A 16,651-nucleotide genomic window follows, 5' to 3' on the forward strand; every position below is an offset into this window, starting at 1 on the left:
CGAGGCGCGGCACACCATGTCGAACACCAAGACGGCCGAACAGCTTTCCGACGACGCGGTCAACGAGTTGGAAGCCGCGTTGCAGGACACGGACTTTCTGGGCGACCCCGAACGGCTCCAGACCGGCGGCGACGCCGCCGGCCATGTCGAGGAGGAGGAGCTGAAGGCCGAGGGCGTGTCGATCGACTTCGCCTTCAGCGAGTTCGAGCGCAGCGTCGAGGAAGCGACCAGCGCCCTGCGCGAAGAGCCGGCCCCCGAGGCGCTGTCGCCTGAGGCGACCGACCCCGTCGAGATGCCGGATGGGGAGCCCGAGGAGCCGGCCGACTTCTCGCTGACCAGCGAGGACCTCCTCGATCATCCCGTCGCAGCCGCGCCCGAGGTCGAGCCCCCGACACCCTATACCGCCCCATCCGAAGCGGAGCCGCAGGCCGCTGTCGCGGCGGGCGCCGCAGCCGGCTTCACGGCTGGTCAACTCGCGTCCTCGAGGCTGCGGGCGGAGCGAGCCGCCGGTGACGCTCCCGCCCCGGAACGCGCCGAGCGTCCGCGCGCCGTCCCGCCCCAGGGCGAGCCCGTCGTCGAAAGCGTTCGATCGCGCGTCGCCAACGACGAGAAGCGATCAGCGGCCGTCATGGCCGACGCCCTGCTCAGCCGCCGCGCATCGCGCCGCACGGTTGTCGTCGGCAGCATCGTCGCCCTCGCCTGGGTCGTCCTCTCCATCGGAGCCGTGGCCGCCATGCTCAACGATCAGGCCGGCGGGCTCTCGCTCAGCGCGTCGGGCCTGTCACTGACCGTCGCCGCGATGGCTGTCATCCTGCCCGCGCTGCTGATCATCGCCTTCTCGATCATGGTCCGCCGTTCCGCCGATCTGCGCCTCATGAGCCGTTCGATGGCTGAGGTCGCCCTTCGGCTCGCCGAACCGGAGTCGATCGCCTCCGAGCGCGTCGCGAGCGTCGGTCAGGCGATCCGGCGCGAGGTGTCGGCGCTGGGCGAAGGCGTCGAGCGTGCGCTGGCGCGCATGGGCGAACTCGAAGGGCTCGTCCAGACGGAGGTCTCGTCGCTGGAGCGTGCCTACGCCGACAACGAGGTCAAGATCCGCGCCCTTGTCGCGGATCTTGCGACGGAGCGCGAGGCCATGCTCCAGCACGCCGAGCATCTGCGGACCTCGGTGATCGGCTCGCACGAGCGTCTCGTTCAGGACGTCGACGGCGCTTCGACCCGCATTCTCGGACAGATCGAGGAAGCGACCGCACGCCTCCACACCCTGATGGACGAGCGCAGCCGTGCCCTCTCGGCGACCTACGACGAGCGGAGCCAGGATCTGGCGAACCGTCTCGAGGCGCGGGGCCGCGAACTCGACGACGCCCTGCAGCAGTCGAGCAACGACGTTCTCGGCCGCATCGCGCGCGCCGCGGGCGAGACCACAGGCCAGCTTGAAGCGGCTTCGCGCGACCTGTCGGAGACGTTGGAGCGCCAGACGGCCGAAATCCAGGCCCGCACGGATGCGCTGGTCGAGCGTCTATCGACGGCCGGCACCGAGGCGGACGAGCGCGTCCGCGCCTCGAACGCGGCGCTGACGGAGCTCCTGGAAACGCGCTCCGAGCTTCTCACGCGCGGTACCGACACGTTCGACCGCAACCTTGCCGCCGTCTTCGACGAGCGCACGCAGCGCGCGACCGCCGACGGCGAGGCGCTGGTGGCCCGTCTGGTCTCTGCTCTCGACGACCGTTCGCAGCGCCTGACCGGCGATGGCGACCGCTTCATCGGCCTTCTGGATCAGAGCCTCGGCGAGCGGATCGAGCGGGCGCATTCGCTGCTCGGCGAGCGAAACGGCGAGGTACTGCGGGCGCTCGACGCGCGGCTCGCCACACTCGAGACGCTGGTCGGCGCCCGAGCCGGCGCCATCGTCGAGGCGCTCGGCGAACGTGGTGCGGAGCTTGAGCGCTCCGTCGATCAAGCGGATGCGGCGTTGCGCATCCGCGCCGGCGAGTTCGACCGCATGCTGGCGGAGCGCGCGGCCGCGATCGGCGCAGCCTTCACCGTCGGCCAATCCCATATCGAGAACACGGCCTCGGCCGTCGTCGGCCGCGTCGACGAGATCCTCGTCGGTCAGGGTGACCAGCTTCGCGCCCTCTTCGACGCCCGCATCGGGTCGCTCGGATCGGTCCTCAGCGACAGCGCGGCCGAGATCGACACCTCGCTCGCTTTCGCGCAGCAGAATCTGCTCGCCTCGCTGGACGAGCGGGCGCAGGCCATCAGCGAAACGCTGGAAGGCAACACGGCCCGCATCGAAGCAGCGCTCGACGGCGCGGACGGCAGACTGGCATCCGGCGTCGCGGCGAAGACCGAGGCGATGCGCATCGTCCTAGACCAGGGCGTCGAGCGCCTGACGGGTGTCATGGACAAGCGCAGCGAGACGCTCGGCGGCGTCTTCGCCGATCGCCTCGAGCGGATCAACGCGCTGCTCGCCGAGCGCTCCTCGGCCATCAATGTGTCGCTTGAGGACAAGTCCCGCGCGATCGGCGAGGCGATCGAGCTGCATCGCGGCGAGCTGACCCGGACGCTGGACGGCCGGACCGGCCGCTTCCTCGCTGACCTCGACGAACGCACGCGCGCCCTGTCGACCGAAGTCGCCGACCGTCTGGCCTCCGGCGAGACCCTGATGCGCGACAGCGGCGAGCGCCTGACGACGACGCTCGAGCACTACACGTCGCGCCTCGACGGCGACGTCATCGCCCGCCTCGAGGCGGTTCTTCTGGCGGACGAGACGCGGCGCGAGGAGTTCGTGACGCGGCTCGGCGGCCAGACGAGCGTGATCGAGGAGGCCTTCGAGGCGGCGGTGCGCCGCGTCGCCGAGACGCTGTCGGCCCGCGTTGCGGACCTGCGCGGCCAGCTCGAATCGTCGGGCGGCTCCATCGCCTCGCTCATCGAGGAGCGTACGGGCGAACTGTCGACCGAGCTCGGCGTCGGCGCATCGGCGGTTCTGGCGGCGATCGAAAGCGCATCGGAACTCCTGACCGAGGGTCTGGAGACCCGCGGATCGACCCTTCGCGAAAAGGTGGAAGCAGCCCGCGCGGCGATCTTCGATGGCCTGGAGCAGCGGATCGACGCCCTGCGTCAGCTGTCCGACACGTCCGGCACCTCGCTTCTCACGGACCTCGACGCCCGTACGGAGAAGCTGGCGAGCGAGTTGGATCGCGGTCGCACGGGCATTATGACGACCTTCGACGGGAGGCTCGAGGCGCTCCGCATCGCGCTGGTCGAGTCGGACGGCCAACTCGCCACCGCGATGGACGAGCGCCGCGACAACCTGACCTCCGCGATCGAGGACGTGGCGAGCTCGCTCGCGGCGACCCTTGGCGATCGCGCCGACGACGTGCGCCGCGCGCTCGAGCAGAGCGCCGGTCTGGTCACGCAGTCGCTGGAGGAGAAGCGGACCGAGATCGAGACGGCCCTTCAGGGCGGCGCCACGGCGCTGGCCGAGGCGGTCGATCAGCGGACCGAGACGATCTCGGCGACGCTGGACCGGGGCCTCGCCAACATCGAGCGCACGCTAAACGGCCGCGCCTCGCTGATCGCGGACACGCTGCGCGAGTCGATCGTCGCCGCGACCGCCAACCTCGGCGAGGAAGCCGACCGCGCCCGAACCGGCCTCCGGGGCGAGACCGAGCGCTTCTCGGTGATCGTCGGCGATATCGGCCGCGTGTTCCAGACGTCGTCGGAAGAAGCCCGCGCCCGCTTCGCGGAAGAAGCCGCCCGCTTCGAGGAGCGCCTGCAGAACGTCCAGGCTTCCGTCGCCGAGACGTCCGAGACGGCGCGCCAGACGCTGACCGGCGAGGCGGAGCGTATCGCCCGCGACATCGCGACGTCGGCCGAGGCCATCCGTGCCGCAGGCGAGGAGTCGCGCCAGCGCTTCACGCAGGAGGTCGAGACGCTCGGTCGCAACGTGGCCGACGTGACGGCCCGCATGAAGGGGGATGCCGAAGAGCTCCGCGAGGCCCTGGCGCTCGAGGGAGATGCCTTCACCACGCAGATCGGCGGCGCGACGCTCGCCATGCGGAGCGAGGCGGAAGCGGCGCGCGAGCGCCTGGCCGAGGTGGCCGGCGAGTTCGCGGGCAGCCTGGAAACGATGGCCGAGCGCCTTCGCGAGGAAGCCGATGCCGCACGCCGGAAGGTGGCCGATCAGGCCGTCGTCCTGGCCGGCGAGGTGGACGCTGCGGGCGAGCGGCTGCGCATCGTCGGCGACCAGTCGCGCGAGCGCTTCGTCACCGACGCGGCCCAGATCCGCGAAGAGATGGCGGCTGCCTCGATCGGCATGCGCGATCAGGCGGACGCCATGCGCCGCGAGGTGGGCGAGCACACGACCGCGCTCGTCACCGACTTCACAACGGCCAACGATCGCCTGCGCGAGGCGGGCGACCTCGCCCGCCGCCTGATCCGCGAGGATGCCGGTCGCATCGCGACCGACGTCGGCAACCTTGCCCTCGCCATGCGCGGCGAGACCGATGTCGCCAAGCGCGAGATCGAAGCCCACGCGCAGCGCGTCGTGACCGGCATGCAGGAGGCGACCGCCCTCCTCCAGTCGGCCACCGAAGAAGCGCAGGAGCGCATCGGAAGCGATGCGGGACGTCTGGTCGAGAACCTTGCCGCCGCTTCGGCCGCCCTCGGCCGGCAGGCCGAGGAAGCACGCACCCGCATCAGCGCGGATGCCGAGACCTTCGCGGTCAAGGTCCGCGAGGCGGCCGAGACCGTTGCCGCCGAGACCGATCGCGGCCACGAGGCGCTGGAAACGCGCGCGGTGCGCTTCGTCGAGGAACTGTCGGGCCTGTCGTCGCTGATCACCGAGGCTTTGGCCGGAGCGAACGGCGGCATGCGCCAGGAGCTGGCCGAAGCCGCCGGTCATCTGCGCAGCGAGGTGGACGCCGCCGCCGCCGGCATTCGCGAGGACTTCGCCGGTATCGCCGTCGCAATCCGGCAGGAGAGCGGTGAGGTGTCTGGCGCCATCCTGCGCGACGCGGAAGCCACGCGACGCTCCATGGTCGAGGAAGGCTCGCAGATCGCGCAGCGCCTCGCCGATGCCGCGACCGCGATCCGCATCGAGGCCGAGCAGGCGCGCGAGCGCATCCTCGTCGACACCTCGACCTTCGGTCAGGAGATCGAGCGTCAGGTCGAGGGCGCAGACCGCCTCCTCTCCCTGCGGGCGGACGATGTCGGCCAGCGCATGGACGAGCGTACCCGCGCCCTGTCCGATCTTCTGGGCGAGCGCAACGCCGAGATCGCGCGCCTGATCGAGGAGGAGACTCGTCCGATCGTCGATCGGCTGGGTGCCAGCGGGTCCGAGGCGGTCCGCGCGCTGGAGACCGCGTCCCGCGAGGTCGCCGCACGCATCCGCGCGGAGAACGCCCAAGCCGCCGAGGCCTTCTCGGTTCGCGCTCAGGAAACGATCCTGCAACTCGGCCGCTCGGCCCAGGAACTGGTCGAAGCGATCGGCCGGAAGACCGACGACGCGACGGGCGCCATCGAGGGCTCGCGCTCGATCCTGGTGGGCGAGGTCGCTCAGCTGGTCGATCGCCTGTCCACCGGCAACGCCGCGCTGCAGGAGCTTCTGGAAGAAGCCAACGGCAGCCTTGGCCGTGCGGAAAGCACGCTTCACGAGACCGGGGGCCGCTTCCGCGAGCAGGCGGAGAAGCTCGGCGACGAGATCGCCGCCTCGTCCGACCGCCTGGAGCGCAACGTCACGCAGCTCGGGCAGGCGACGAGCGGTTCCGCGGATCGGCTCGGCGCCCTCCTCGAGCGCTTCGGCGAGCACGGCCGCACGCTCGGCGAGGTGGCGAGCCTCCTCGACTCAACGCAGTCGAACCTGCAGCTGACGCTGGACGAGCGTCGCGAGGCGCTGGACACGCTTGCCCAGGGCCTGACGCAACGCTCCAGCGAGATCGATGGCATGCTGAGGTCGTTCGAGGGCGTCGTCGGAACGATGTTCGCCGACGTCGAGGCTCGCAGCACGAAGGTGACGCAGGGTCTACGTGAGGGCCTCACGGCCACGCTGTCCGAGACCGGGCGCCAGCTGGAGGAGACCGAGCGCCGCTCGCAGGAGGCTTCCGAGAGCGTTCGCGAATCCGTGCAGAGCGTCATCGAGGAGGCGACCGATCGCTTCGCCCAGGCGACCGGCGCGCTCCGCCAGGCCGCCAAGGACATCCGCGAGGAACTCGAGAATGCACGCGGCGAGATCCGCCGGGGCGTCTTCGAACTGCCGGACGAGACGCGGGAAAGCACGCGCGCCATGCGACGGGCGGTCTCGGACCAGATCCGCGCGCTGCGCGAACTGAGCGAGATCGTGTCGCAGTCCGGGCGCGCCCTGGATGCCCAGGTCCCGCAGTCCGGCCAGCGTGTGCGGACTGCCGAGCCGCAGCCGCAGCGTCCGGCGGCGCAGCGGCCGGCGCAGCAGGTCAGCGAAGACGAGGTCGAGAACCGCCTCGCCGGCAGTCTGATCGTCGAAGGAAACCTGGCTCGCGACATGCGGTCCGGCGGAGGCTACCAGTCGACGGCGAGCACGCAGAGCCAGCCGTCCGCGTCGTCGACCTCGCCGGCTCCGGCGCCGCGCACCGGGTCCGCCCTGCGTCCCTCGACGCCGGCTCCGGCCCCCGCACCGGCCGCTACGGCCGAGCGTCAGGGCGGTTGGGTGTCGGATCTCCTCCGTCGTGCCTCGGAGGACGAAGACGACGCCGAGCCGATGCGCGAGCCCGAAGGCGATCGCCGACCGGTCCAGGCCGAGCGCAGTCAGGCCCACGTGGTGGACTCGCTGAACTCTCTGTCGGTGGATATCGCCCGGGCGATCGACCACAACGCGTCGGTGGAACTGTGGGACCGCTACCGGGCGGGCGAGCGCAACGTCTTTACGCGCCGCCTCTACACCATGAAGGGGCAGCAGACGTTCGACGAGATCCGCCGGAAGTACCAGCGGGATACGGAGTTCCGTAAGGCGGTGGATCGCTACATCGCGGACTTCGAGCTGCTGCTGGCGGACGCGGCCCGGAAGGACCCCGACAACACGCGCTCCAAGGGCTACCTGACCTCCGACACCGGAAAGGTCTACACGATGCTGGCACACGCGTCGGGCCGCTTCGACTGACACGACGGACCAGCAAGAACATGAGCGAAAGGGCCGGCTCCGCGAGGAGCCGGCCCTTTCGTTTGCGGACCGATCAGGCCGCCATCGCGTCGGGTCGTTTTTTGCAACGACCTTTCGCCCGATGTAGCAGCCAGCGGTACGCCTGAGGCGATCACGCCTCGGGGCTTCCCGTTTCCCTCAACTATCTGCCGCAAAGCCGGGGCGTGGCATCCACAACGCAAAAGGCCCGCCTCGAAAGGTGGGCCTTTGGGGACCGTGCGGGATCGTGAGGTCTCAGACGAGACCGATCGTCCAGGCGACGATCTCATCCGCCACCGAACCGAAGGCCGCGTCGATCGCTTCGACATAGGCGGCGTTGCCGGCACCGCGCGCCGCCTGCTCACCGCGGAAGATACGGGTCGCGCGGACCTGTCCGGTCCGGTCGTTGAGGACCTTCGCGGAGATCTCGACGATCGCGGTCGGGCTCGGCGTCAGCGACATCTCGAAGCGACGGACCTCCATCACGACCTGATAGTCGATCGCCAGCCCCTGCCCCGGAACGCCGGCGGCGCCGACGCGCCCCGTGTTCTGGAACCCCTGCAGAAGGCGCAATTGCACGAGGCGCGGCAGGCGATCGGTCCACTGGCTGTCGCCGAGATACTCGACCGTCTGGGGCGTCGGCTTGACGACGATCTGCTGGCTGTCGAGCGTCTTGGTCGCGGTCGGCTCGGGGATCAGAATCTGCGCCCGTGTCGAGGCGCGCTTCACCTGCGCGGGCGGTGGCGGCGAGAGCTCGAAGGTCGCAGGAGGCTGGCGGGTCGAGCCGCAGGCCGCAAGCGCCAGGGCCATCGCGCCGAGCATGAGATATTTCGAGAAAGCGATACGCGGCATGGTCCCCTCAACGCAGCACACTGGCGAGGCAAGGGCGCACGGGCCCCTGCCGTCGTCCGTCTTGACGTTCCCTGTCACCGGCGCACCCGCCCGTCATACTCGCGAACCTGTCCGGATCCGCTTCCCCCGCCTCCGAAGAGAACGCGGCTCGGATCGTTGGTGAGATCGACGATGGCGGTCTCGACGCGGCGAACGGCTTCCGTGGTGGTGCGGATCAGGTTGCGGACTTCCTGCAGGCCCTGACCGGAGAAGTTCTGAATATTGGCCGTGATCGGCCCGACCGAGCGCTGGATCGTCTCGGCGGTCTGGCGGATGGACTGGAGCGTCTGGCGCGCCTCGGCGGTCAGACCCTTGCCATCGGGGCTATTCACGAGACCGTCGACGGAGTTGATGAGGCCCTGAACCTGCGCCGAAGCGACGCGCAGGTTGGCGCTCGTGTCGCGGGCGTTGGTGATGAACTGGTCGATGTCCTCGCGGCGCTTTCCGATGTCGTCGGCCACGCCGCGCACGGAGTCTGCGGCGGCCGCGATGTTGGTGGTCGCGGACGACACGTTGTTGATCGCCGTGCCGACATCGGCCGGATCGATTCCGGCGAGGATCTCGTCGACGCGCGCGCGCGTTCCGTTGAGGCCCGAAAGAGCACCGTTGAGCGTGGCGAGCGCGGTGTCGGCGCCTGCAATCACCGAGCCGACGCGGCCGGACTGCGCATCGAGTGCGCCCGCGAAGCTGCTGACGCCGTCCACGGTGCGGCGAATCTGCTGGGGATCCACCGCCGCCGTGATCTCCTTGACGTCGGCGAGCGTGTTGTCGAGCCGCGCGGCAACGCTCGTCGCCGTTTCCGAAAGCGGACCGAGGCGCCCGAGGAAGGCCTGCACGCTCGGCAGGCTGTCGTTGAGCGTCTGGCCGACGCCGCCGAAGCTGCGGGCGGTCGACGTGATCGACTCGATCGCGGCGACGATATCTCCGGTCTGGTCGCGGACCGCCTGCGTGATGGAGGCGACGTTCTGGATCGACTGATTGACCGAGGCGACGTCGAGCGCGCTCACGAAGCTACCGACCTGATCGAGGATCGGCGGCAGACGCAATGCCACGTTGTTGGCGCTCTCCGACAGACGGCCGAGGCTGCCGAGGAAGTCGTCGATCTGGTCGGCATTGGCGGCAAGGCTCGCCGTGAAGGTCTGCACGTTCTCGGACGTGCGGCTGACGTTCTGCGCCGTGGTCAGGACGGCCGGGCCGACCGCCTGCACGATGCTCTCGAACTGGCCGAGGATGTTGTTCGCACGCTCGGCGATGTCGCGGGCCGTCGCCAGGATGTCGGTCACATCGGACGGGTTGGCGACGATCACGGGCACGGCGCCCTGTTCGGCAGCCGAGGCGATGATGTTGCGATCGTTCACGTTGCCGCCCGACAGGCCGATGAAGCTGACGCCGGTGAGGCCCTGCGAGCCGAGCGAGGCGGTGGTCGAGGTCGTGACGGGAGTCGTGCGGTCGATCTGCGTCGTCGCGATCACGACGCGCGGGTTGTTGGGGTCGATGCGCAGGTTCGTGACGGTACCGACGCCCAGGCCGTTGAAGAGGACCTGACTTCCCTGGCTGAGTCCGGACACGGATCCCTCGATGCGCACGAGAAGGGTCGTGCGCGAGTCGCGGTCCGATACGTTGGCGGTCCAGTACACGAAGCCGAAGCTGGCGAGCAGGACGGCGACGGTGAAGATGCCGACGAGGACGTAGTTGGCCCGGTTTTCCATCAGTGCTTCTCGTCGGTATCCGCATCGTCGTCCGGGACCACGATGGCCCGGGCGCGCTTGCCATGGAAATAGGATCGGACCCAGGGGTCGTCGTTGTCGAGCATGGTCTGAAGCGGCCCCTCGACGAGGACCTTCTTCTTGCCGAGAACCGCGATCCGGTCGCAGGCCTGATAGAGGCTGTCGAGGTCGTGGGTCACCATGTAGACGGTGAGCCCCAGCGTATCGCGCAGCGTCATGATGAGCTCGTCGAACTCGGCCGCGCCGATCGGGTCGAGGCCCGAGGTCGGCTCGTCCAGGAAGACGATGTCGGGATCGAGCGACAGGGCGCGGGCCAGCGCGGCGCGCTTGATCATGCCTCCCGAGAGCTCGGAGGGGTATTTCTCGGCCGCGTCCGGGGCAAGCCCGACGAGGTCGATCTTGAGCCGCGCCAACTCGTCCATCAGCGGCGGCGACAGATCGAGATACTCGCGCATCGGGACCTGGATGTTCTCCAGAACCGTCAGCGACGAGAAGAGCGCGCCCTGCTGGAACAGGACGCCCCAGCGCTGCTCGACGGAAAGGCGCTGCTCCTCGGGCGCGCGCTCGTAGTCGATGCCGAAGACCTCGATCGTGCCGCCCTGCTTGGCGTTGAGGCCGAGAATCGTGCGCAGCAGCACGGACTTGCCGGTTCCCGAGGCGCCGACGAAGCCGAGGATCTCGCCGCGGCGCACGTCGAGCGACAGCCCGTCCAGAATCGTCTTCGAGCCGAAGCGGACGGTCACGTCGCTCGCGCGGATGATGACGTCGTGCTCGTCGCCGTGCTTCGGCCGGGGGGAATCAGTATCCGATGGCGGCATAGAAGATCGCGAAGACGGCATCGAGGAGGATGACGAGGAAGATGGATTTCACCACGGAGGCGGTGACGTGCTGGCCAAGGCTCTCGGCGCTGCCGCCGACCTTCATGCCCTCCATCGAGGCGACGACGCCGATGAGGATCGCCATGAAGGGCGCTTTCAGGAGGCCCGCGAACACCGTGCCGACCGTGACGGCGGCCCGCATGCGGGTAATGAAGGCTTCCGGCGGGATGCCGGAATAGACCCAGGTGATGGCGATGGCGCCGACGAGGCCCGCGATGTCGGCGATGAAGGCCAGAAGCGGCAGCACGATGATCAGCGCGACGAGGCGCGGGAAGACGAGGACGCCGATCGGATTGAGGCCGATGACGTGCAGCGCGTCGACCTCCTCGCGCATCTTCATCGAGCCGATCTCGGCCGTGATCGCCGAGCCCGATCGACCGGCTATCATGATGGCGGTCAGAAGGACGCCGATTTCGCGAAGCTGGAGAATGCCGACGAGGTCGACGACGAAGATCTCGGCACCGAAGTTGCGCAGCTGGAAGGCGCCCTGCTGCGCGATCACCGCCCCGATCAGAAAGCTCATGAGAGCGATGATCGGCACGGCGCGAACGCCCATCCGATCCATCTGGTTGACGATGGCGGCCGGCCGCCAACGCGTCTGCCCGGTCAGGCGCCGCCCGGCGCCGTAGAGTGCGGCGCCGACGATGTTGACGCCGGACAGGCTCTCGCGCCCGATCGCGAAGACGTTCTCGCCGATGGAGGCGAAGAAGTCCGTGACGGGCGTCTTCGGCGGCTTCTTGTTGTCGGGACGCTTGACGTCGAGCGCCTTGCGCACGGCGTCGAACAGGGTCTGGTCGCTCTTCGCGATCCCCTCGAAGGAGACCTCTCCGCCCTTGGCCGCCAAACGTCGCGACAAACGCTCGACGAGATAGGCGCCCGACGTGTCGAAGCGGCCGACGCCGGAACAGTCGATCGTGACCTGCTTGCCGAGATCGGCCTTGCCGGTCTCCTCGACCTTGCTCTCGACCCCGCCAACGGTGCGCGCCAGCCAGTCGCCACCCAGCCGCAGCCGCAGCCCGCCGCCGTCCTTGTCGGCGTCGAGCGTCGGCGCGGACGTCTCGCGCGTCGCGTCACGCCGATCGGATTGGGGCACGTCGAGCATGTGAGCGGATCGGGATCCTTGATTTCGTTGGCCGGCCGGAGCGTAGGTTGCCGATACGCGCACCCACGGTCGTCGGGCAAAGGCCGATGGCTCCAGACCTAGTGGACCCCGTGGGGCGGGCAAAGAGTCGTTGATCGATCGTGAAGGATTAACATGCGTCGTCGTCTTTTGGTCACAGTGGAGCGCTGGCCGCTCGCCGCAGCCTTCACCATCTCGCGTGGGTCGAAGACCGAGGCCGTCGTCGTGCGTTGCCGGATCGAGGAGGACGGGGCGGCGGGACAGGGCGAATGTGTGCCCTACCCGCGCTACAACGAAACGCCGGACGGTGTAGCGTCGCTGATCGAGACCATGCGGGACGCCGTCGAGAGCGGGCTGAACCGGGACGAGCTCCAGTCGCGCCTGCCGGCCGGCGCCGCCCGCAACGCGCTCGACTGCGCCCTTTGGGACCTCGAGGCGAAGCAAACCGGAACCCCGGTCTGGAAGCTCGCCGGGCTGCCGCAGCCGGCGGCGGTCGAAACCGCCTTCACGATCTCCCTCGCCACGCCGGATGCCATGGCGGAGGCGACGCGAGCGGCAGCCTCGCGTCCCGTCCTGAAGATCAAGCTCGGCGGCGGCGACGGCCTCGACGGCGAACGCCTCGAGGCCGTGCGGCAGGCGGCACCCGAGGCGCGGCTTCTGATCGATGCCAACGAGGGCTGGCGCGGCGACGTCCTGGCGCAGCACATGCGTCAGGCGGCGGCGATCGGTGCCTCCGTCGTCGAGCAACCCCTGCCTGCCTCCGACGACATCATGCTCGCGAACCTGTCGCGCCCGTTGCCGGTCTGCGCCGACGAGAGCGTCCACGGCGCGGACAGCATCGCCGCGCTGGCGGGGCGCTACGACTTCCTCAACCTGAAGCTCGACAAGACGGGCGGGCTGACGGAGGGACTTCGCTTCCTGCGCGAGGCGCGCGCACATGGATTCGGCGTCATGGTCGGCTGCATGGTGGGCACCTCGCTCTCCATGGCGCCGGCCCTGCTGCTGGCGCAGGAAGCCGAGTTCGTCGATCTCGACGGACCGCTGCTTCTTTCGCGCGACCGCGAGCCGGGCCTGCGTTACGAAGGGTCGCGGGTCTTTCCCGCCACCCCCGCGCTTTGGGGCTGAGGTTCAGGCGGCCATCACCGCCATCTCGGGCAGCGGCCGTGCCCTGCGGCACGTCTCCGCCGCCGCGAGGAAATCCTCCGCGCAGGCGCGCCAGGTGAAATCCTGGGCGCGCTCGATCGCGAGCGAAGGATCGATGCGCAGGGCCCGGAGGCACGCGTCCCGGAGGTCGTGCGAGACGGCGCCCGCCCCGCCCGTTCCGGCGATCTCGACCGGGCCGGGCTCTGGAAAAGCGGCGAACGGCAGGCCGCAGGCCAGCGCCTCGATCAGGACGATGCCGAACGTGTCGGTGCGCGAAGGGAAGACGAAGACGTCTCCAGCGGCATAGTGACGGACGAGATCCTCGCCCGTCCGAGCGCCTGCGAAGTGGACCGTCGGATAGCGCCGATGCAGCGATGCCAAGGCTGGCCCGTCGCCGACGACCAGCTTCGAGCCCGGCAGGTCGAGATCGAGGAAACCCTCGATGTTCTTCTCCGGCGCCAGGCGGGAGACCGTGACGAAGACCGGTCGCGGCAGGTCGAGGGCGACGGGCTCGACCGGCCGGAACTGCGAGAGATCGACCCCGCGCGTCCACGTCGCGAGCCTCTGGAAACCGCGAGCGGACAGATCGGCGCGCATCGCTTCGGTCGTCACGAGGCAGGCCGTCGCAGGCGCATGGAAGCGCCGCAGCAGAGCGTAGGACAGCGCGAGCGGTACGGGCGCACGGCTGCGGACATATTCCGGAAACCGCGTGTGGAAGCTCGTGGTGAAACGCTTGCCGATCGAAAGGCAGGCGGCACGCAACTGGACGCCGATCGGGCCCTCGGTCGCGATATGGACGATGTCGGGATCGAAGCGGCGCAGGCGGTCGAGCACCGCCTGCCGGCGCGCCCAGGCGAGGCGAATCTGCGGGTAGGTCGGACAGGCGATCGTACGGAAATCCGCCGGAGTCACGAGTTCGACCTCGTGCCCCATCGCCGCCAGTTCGGCGGTCAGGTTCGCCAGCGTGCGAACGACACCGTTGACCTGCGGCAGCCAGGCGTCGGTTCCGATCAGGATGCGCAACGGACACGCTCCGCGGCGAGGCGCTCGAACTCCGGCTCGGAGATCGTCACCCCCTGGCGACCCGATGCCAGGAGCGACAGTTCCGGTCGCCGCGCGTCGCCAAGCCGCGTCCAGCGGATGAGCTCGAGCTGGCCGTCATGCCGTTCCGCGACGGCCGAGCAGCTTTCGACCCAGTCGCCCGTGTTGACGTATTCGATACCGCCCCGGATCGCGATCTGCGGATGGTGGATATGGCCGCAGATGACGCCATCGCAGTTCCAGCGGCTGGCCTCGTTGGCGAGCGCCGTCTCGAAGGCCCCTATGAAGGAGACGGCGTTCTTGACCTTCAGCTTCACCCAGGACGAGAACGACCAGTAGCCGAAGCCGATCCGGCGGCGAACCATGTTCAGGACGTGGTTGATGGCGATGGCGGCGTCGTAGCCGAAGTCGCCGAGATAGGCGATGAGGCGGGCGTTGCGCACGACCACGTCGAACTCGTCTCCGTGCATGACCAGGAACCGCCGCCCATCCGCCGTCTCGTGGACGTCGTTGAGCTTCACCTCGATGTCGCCGAAGTGGCGGCCGAGGAAGTCGCGGGCGAACTCGTCGTGGTTGCCCGGCACATAGACGACCCGCGTGCCCTTTCGGGCCTTGCCGAGAATCTTGCGGATCACGTCGTTATGGGACGGCGGCCAGTGCCAGGAGCGCTTGAGCCGCCACCCGTCCACGATGTCGCCGACGAGATAAATCGTCTCGGCGTCGTGACGGTCCAGGAAGTCGATCAGGAGCTCGGCCTGTGCGGCGCGGGACCCGAGATGGACGTCGGACAGGAAGAGTGTCCGGTACATCGGGATCGGAGCGTGATGCGTCATGGGCATGCACCGTCGAAACGCCTCGTGTGCCGATCTTCCTGCCCGAGTTGCGTTGCGTGCGTATGACGGCGGCGCATTCCCGCGTTGCCCCTGCCGGAGCTTGTGCTTTAGGAGGCATGCAACATCAGCGTCTGAACGGAGCCGTCCCATGGCCGATATCGATTCCAACCGACCCGGCCAGGCACGCAAGGACCTCGACGAGCAGGCACTGTTCTACCATCGGCACCCCAAGCCCGGTAAGCTCGGCGTCCACGCGACGAAGCCGCTCGGCAACCAGCGCGACCTGGCGCTCGCCTATTCGCCGGGTGTCGCCGCACCCTGCCTGGAGATCGAGAAGGACCCGAGTCTGGCGGCCGACTATACCGGCCGCGCCAACCTCGTGGCGGTGGTCTCGAACGGCACGGCGGTGCTCGGCCTCGGCAATATCGGCCCCCTCGCCTCGAAGCCGGTGATGGAGGGCAAGGCCGTCCTCTTCAAGAAATTCGCCGACATCGACGTCTTCGACATCGAGGTGGACGCGACCGAGATCGACCGGCTCGTGGACGTCGTGGCCGCGCTGGAGCCCACCTTCGGCGGCATCAACCTCGAGGACATCAAGGCGCCGGAATGCTTCGAGGTCGAGGAGAAGCTGCGGGCCCGGATGGGCATCCCGGTCTTCCACGACGACCAGCATGGCACGGCGATCATCGTGGCGGCGGCCGTGCGCAACGCGCTGCTCCTTTCAGACAAGCGCATCGAGGACGTCCGGATCGTGACGTCCGGTGCGGGCGCGGCGGCGCTCGCCTGCCTGAACCTTCTCGTCTCGCTCGGCGCCAAGCCCGAAAACATCACCTGCACCGATATCGACGGCGTGGTCTACGAGGGACGGCCGGGACGCTCGGACCGGTGGCTCGCGGTCTACGCCCGGCAGACCGAGGCTCGCTCGCTGGCCGAGGTGATCGATGGCGCGGACATCTTCCTCGGTCTGTCGGCCGGAGGCGTCCTCAAGCCCGAGCTTCTCGAGAAGATGGCGCCCCGCCCGCTGATCCTGGCGCTCGCCAACCCGACGCCGGAGATCATGCCGGAGCTCGCGCGCGCCGTTCGCCCGGATGCCATGATCTGCACCGGCCGGTCGGACTTCGCGAACCAAGTCAACAACGTGCTCTGCTTCCCGTACATCTTCCGGGGCGCTCTCGACTGCGGCGCGACGGCGATCAACGAGGAGATGAAGGTCGCGGCCGTCGACGCCATCGCAGCGCTGGCCCGCGAGGAGGTGTCCGAGGTCGCGGCCAAGGCCTACGGCTCCGAGACGCCGGTCTTCGGGCCGGAATACCTCATTCCCTCGCCGTTCGACCCGCGCCTGATCCTCAAGATCGCGCCGGCGGTGGCCCGTGCCGCCGAGGCGACTGGTGTCGCCGCCCGGCCCATTGCGGACTGGGACAGCTACCTCGACCGCCTGAACCGCTTCGTCTTCCGCTCAGGGCTCGTGATGAAGCCGATCTTCGCGATCGGCCGCGACTCCGGCAAGCGCGTGATCTTCGCGGACGGCGAAGACGAGCGCGTGCTGCGCGCCGCGCAGGTGATGCTGGAGGAGCGGATCGGCGTTCCGATCCTCGTCGGGCGCCCGAGCGTCCTGGAGACGCGCCTGGAGCGCTTCGGCCTTCGCATCCGGCCCGGCACCGACTTCGAGGTGGTGAACCCGGAGGACGACCCGCGCTACCGCGACTACGTGGACCACTATTTTGCGAAGGTCGGTCGGCTCGGCGTCAATCCCGACACGGCCCGCGCGCTGGTGCGCACGAACACGACCGTGATCGCGGCGGTCTCCGTCTCGCGCGGCGACGCCGACGTGATGATCTGCGGCCTCGGCGGGCGTTTCACCCGCCATATCC

Annotated in this window: 9 protein-coding genes; 3 read left to right on the forward strand and 6 right to left on the reverse strand. The window is 69.2% G+C overall.

All coding sequences use genetic code 11. The features are described 5' to 3' along the window. The first annotated feature begins 16 nt into the window (after positions 1-16). The gene (locus AUL35_RS01850) at positions 17-7,129 is read left to right on the forward strand and encodes a hypothetical protein (protein WP_062011408.1); all 7,113 of its coding nucleotides are present in this window, start codon (positions 17-19) and stop codon (positions 7,127-7,129) included. A 273-nt stretch (positions 7,130-7,402) separates the two neighbouring features. Here the strand turns inward: AUL35_RS01850 and AUL35_RS01855 are convergent, their stop codons facing one another. The 4 genes from AUL35_RS01855 to AUL35_RS01870 all read right to left on the reverse strand — a co-directional run bounded on the left by AUL35_RS01855 (position 7,403) and on the right by AUL35_RS01870 (position 11,745). Next, positions 7,403-7,999 carry an ABC-type transport auxiliary lipoprotein family protein gene (locus AUL35_RS01855; protein WP_062011409.1) on the reverse strand — a complete coding sequence of 199 codons (597 nt, stop codon included), beginning with the start codon at positions 7,997-7,999 and terminating at the stop codon, positions 7,403-7,405. Positions 8,000-8,073: 74 nt separating this feature from the next. Then, a complete protein-coding gene (locus tag AUL35_RS01860) occupies positions 8,074-9,747 on the reverse strand; it encodes an MlaD family protein (protein ID WP_062011411.1) in 1,674 nt (557 codons plus the stop codon). Beyond that, positions 9,747-10,583 carry an ABC transporter ATP-binding protein gene (locus tag AUL35_RS01865; RefSeq protein WP_062011413.1) on the reverse strand — a complete coding sequence of 279 codons (837 nt, stop codon included), beginning with the start codon at positions 10,581-10,583 and terminating at the stop codon, positions 9,747-9,749. The genes AUL35_RS01860 and AUL35_RS01865 overlap by 1 nt, the downstream gene beginning before the upstream one ends. Continuing rightward, positions 10,564-11,745 (reverse strand): MlaE family lipid ABC transporter permease subunit, encoded by a 1,182-nt coding sequence (locus AUL35_RS01870; protein WP_062011415.1) that lies wholly within the window; start codon positions 11,743-11,745, stop codon positions 10,564-10,566. The genes AUL35_RS01865 and AUL35_RS01870 overlap by 20 nt, the downstream gene beginning before the upstream one ends. A gap of 153 nt (positions 11,746-11,898) precedes the next feature. On the opposite strand from AUL35_RS01870, the gene dgcA reads away from it, so the two are divergent. Beyond that, positions 11,899-12,888, forward strand: coding sequence for an N-acetyl-D-Glu racemase DgcA (gene dgcA, locus AUL35_RS01875; protein ID WP_062011417.1), 990 nt, complete (start codon positions 11,899-11,901; stop codon positions 12,886-12,888). 3 nt (positions 12,889-12,891) lie between these two features. Here dgcA and AUL35_RS01880 read toward each other — a convergent pair whose 3' ends face one another. Together AUL35_RS01880 and AUL35_RS01885 are read right to left on the reverse strand one after the other, a co-directional pair. Continuing rightward, entirely contained in the window at positions 12,892-13,929 is a 1,038-nt protein-coding gene (locus AUL35_RS01880; protein WP_062011419.1) for a glycosyltransferase family 1 protein, read from the reverse strand. Beyond that, positions 13,917-14,780 (reverse strand): UDP-2,3-diacylglucosamine diphosphatase, encoded by an 864-nt coding sequence (locus tag AUL35_RS01885; protein ID WP_062011466.1) that lies wholly within the window; start codon positions 14,778-14,780, stop codon positions 13,917-13,919. Before AUL35_RS01885 ends, AUL35_RS01880 begins: the two co-directional genes overlap by 13 nt. A gap of 148 nt (positions 14,781-14,928) precedes the next feature. On the opposite strand from AUL35_RS01885, the gene AUL35_RS01890 reads away from it, so the two are divergent. Further along, on the forward strand, positions 14,929-16,651 hold a 1,723-nt coding region (locus tag AUL35_RS01890; RefSeq protein ID WP_062011421.1), incomplete at its 3' end, for a phosphate acyltransferase.

Source organism: Aureimonas sp. AU4, from assembly GCF_001463765.1.
In the GTDB taxonomy this organism is placed as follows: domain Bacteria; phylum Pseudomonadota; class Alphaproteobacteria; order Rhizobiales; family Rhizobiaceae; genus Aureimonas.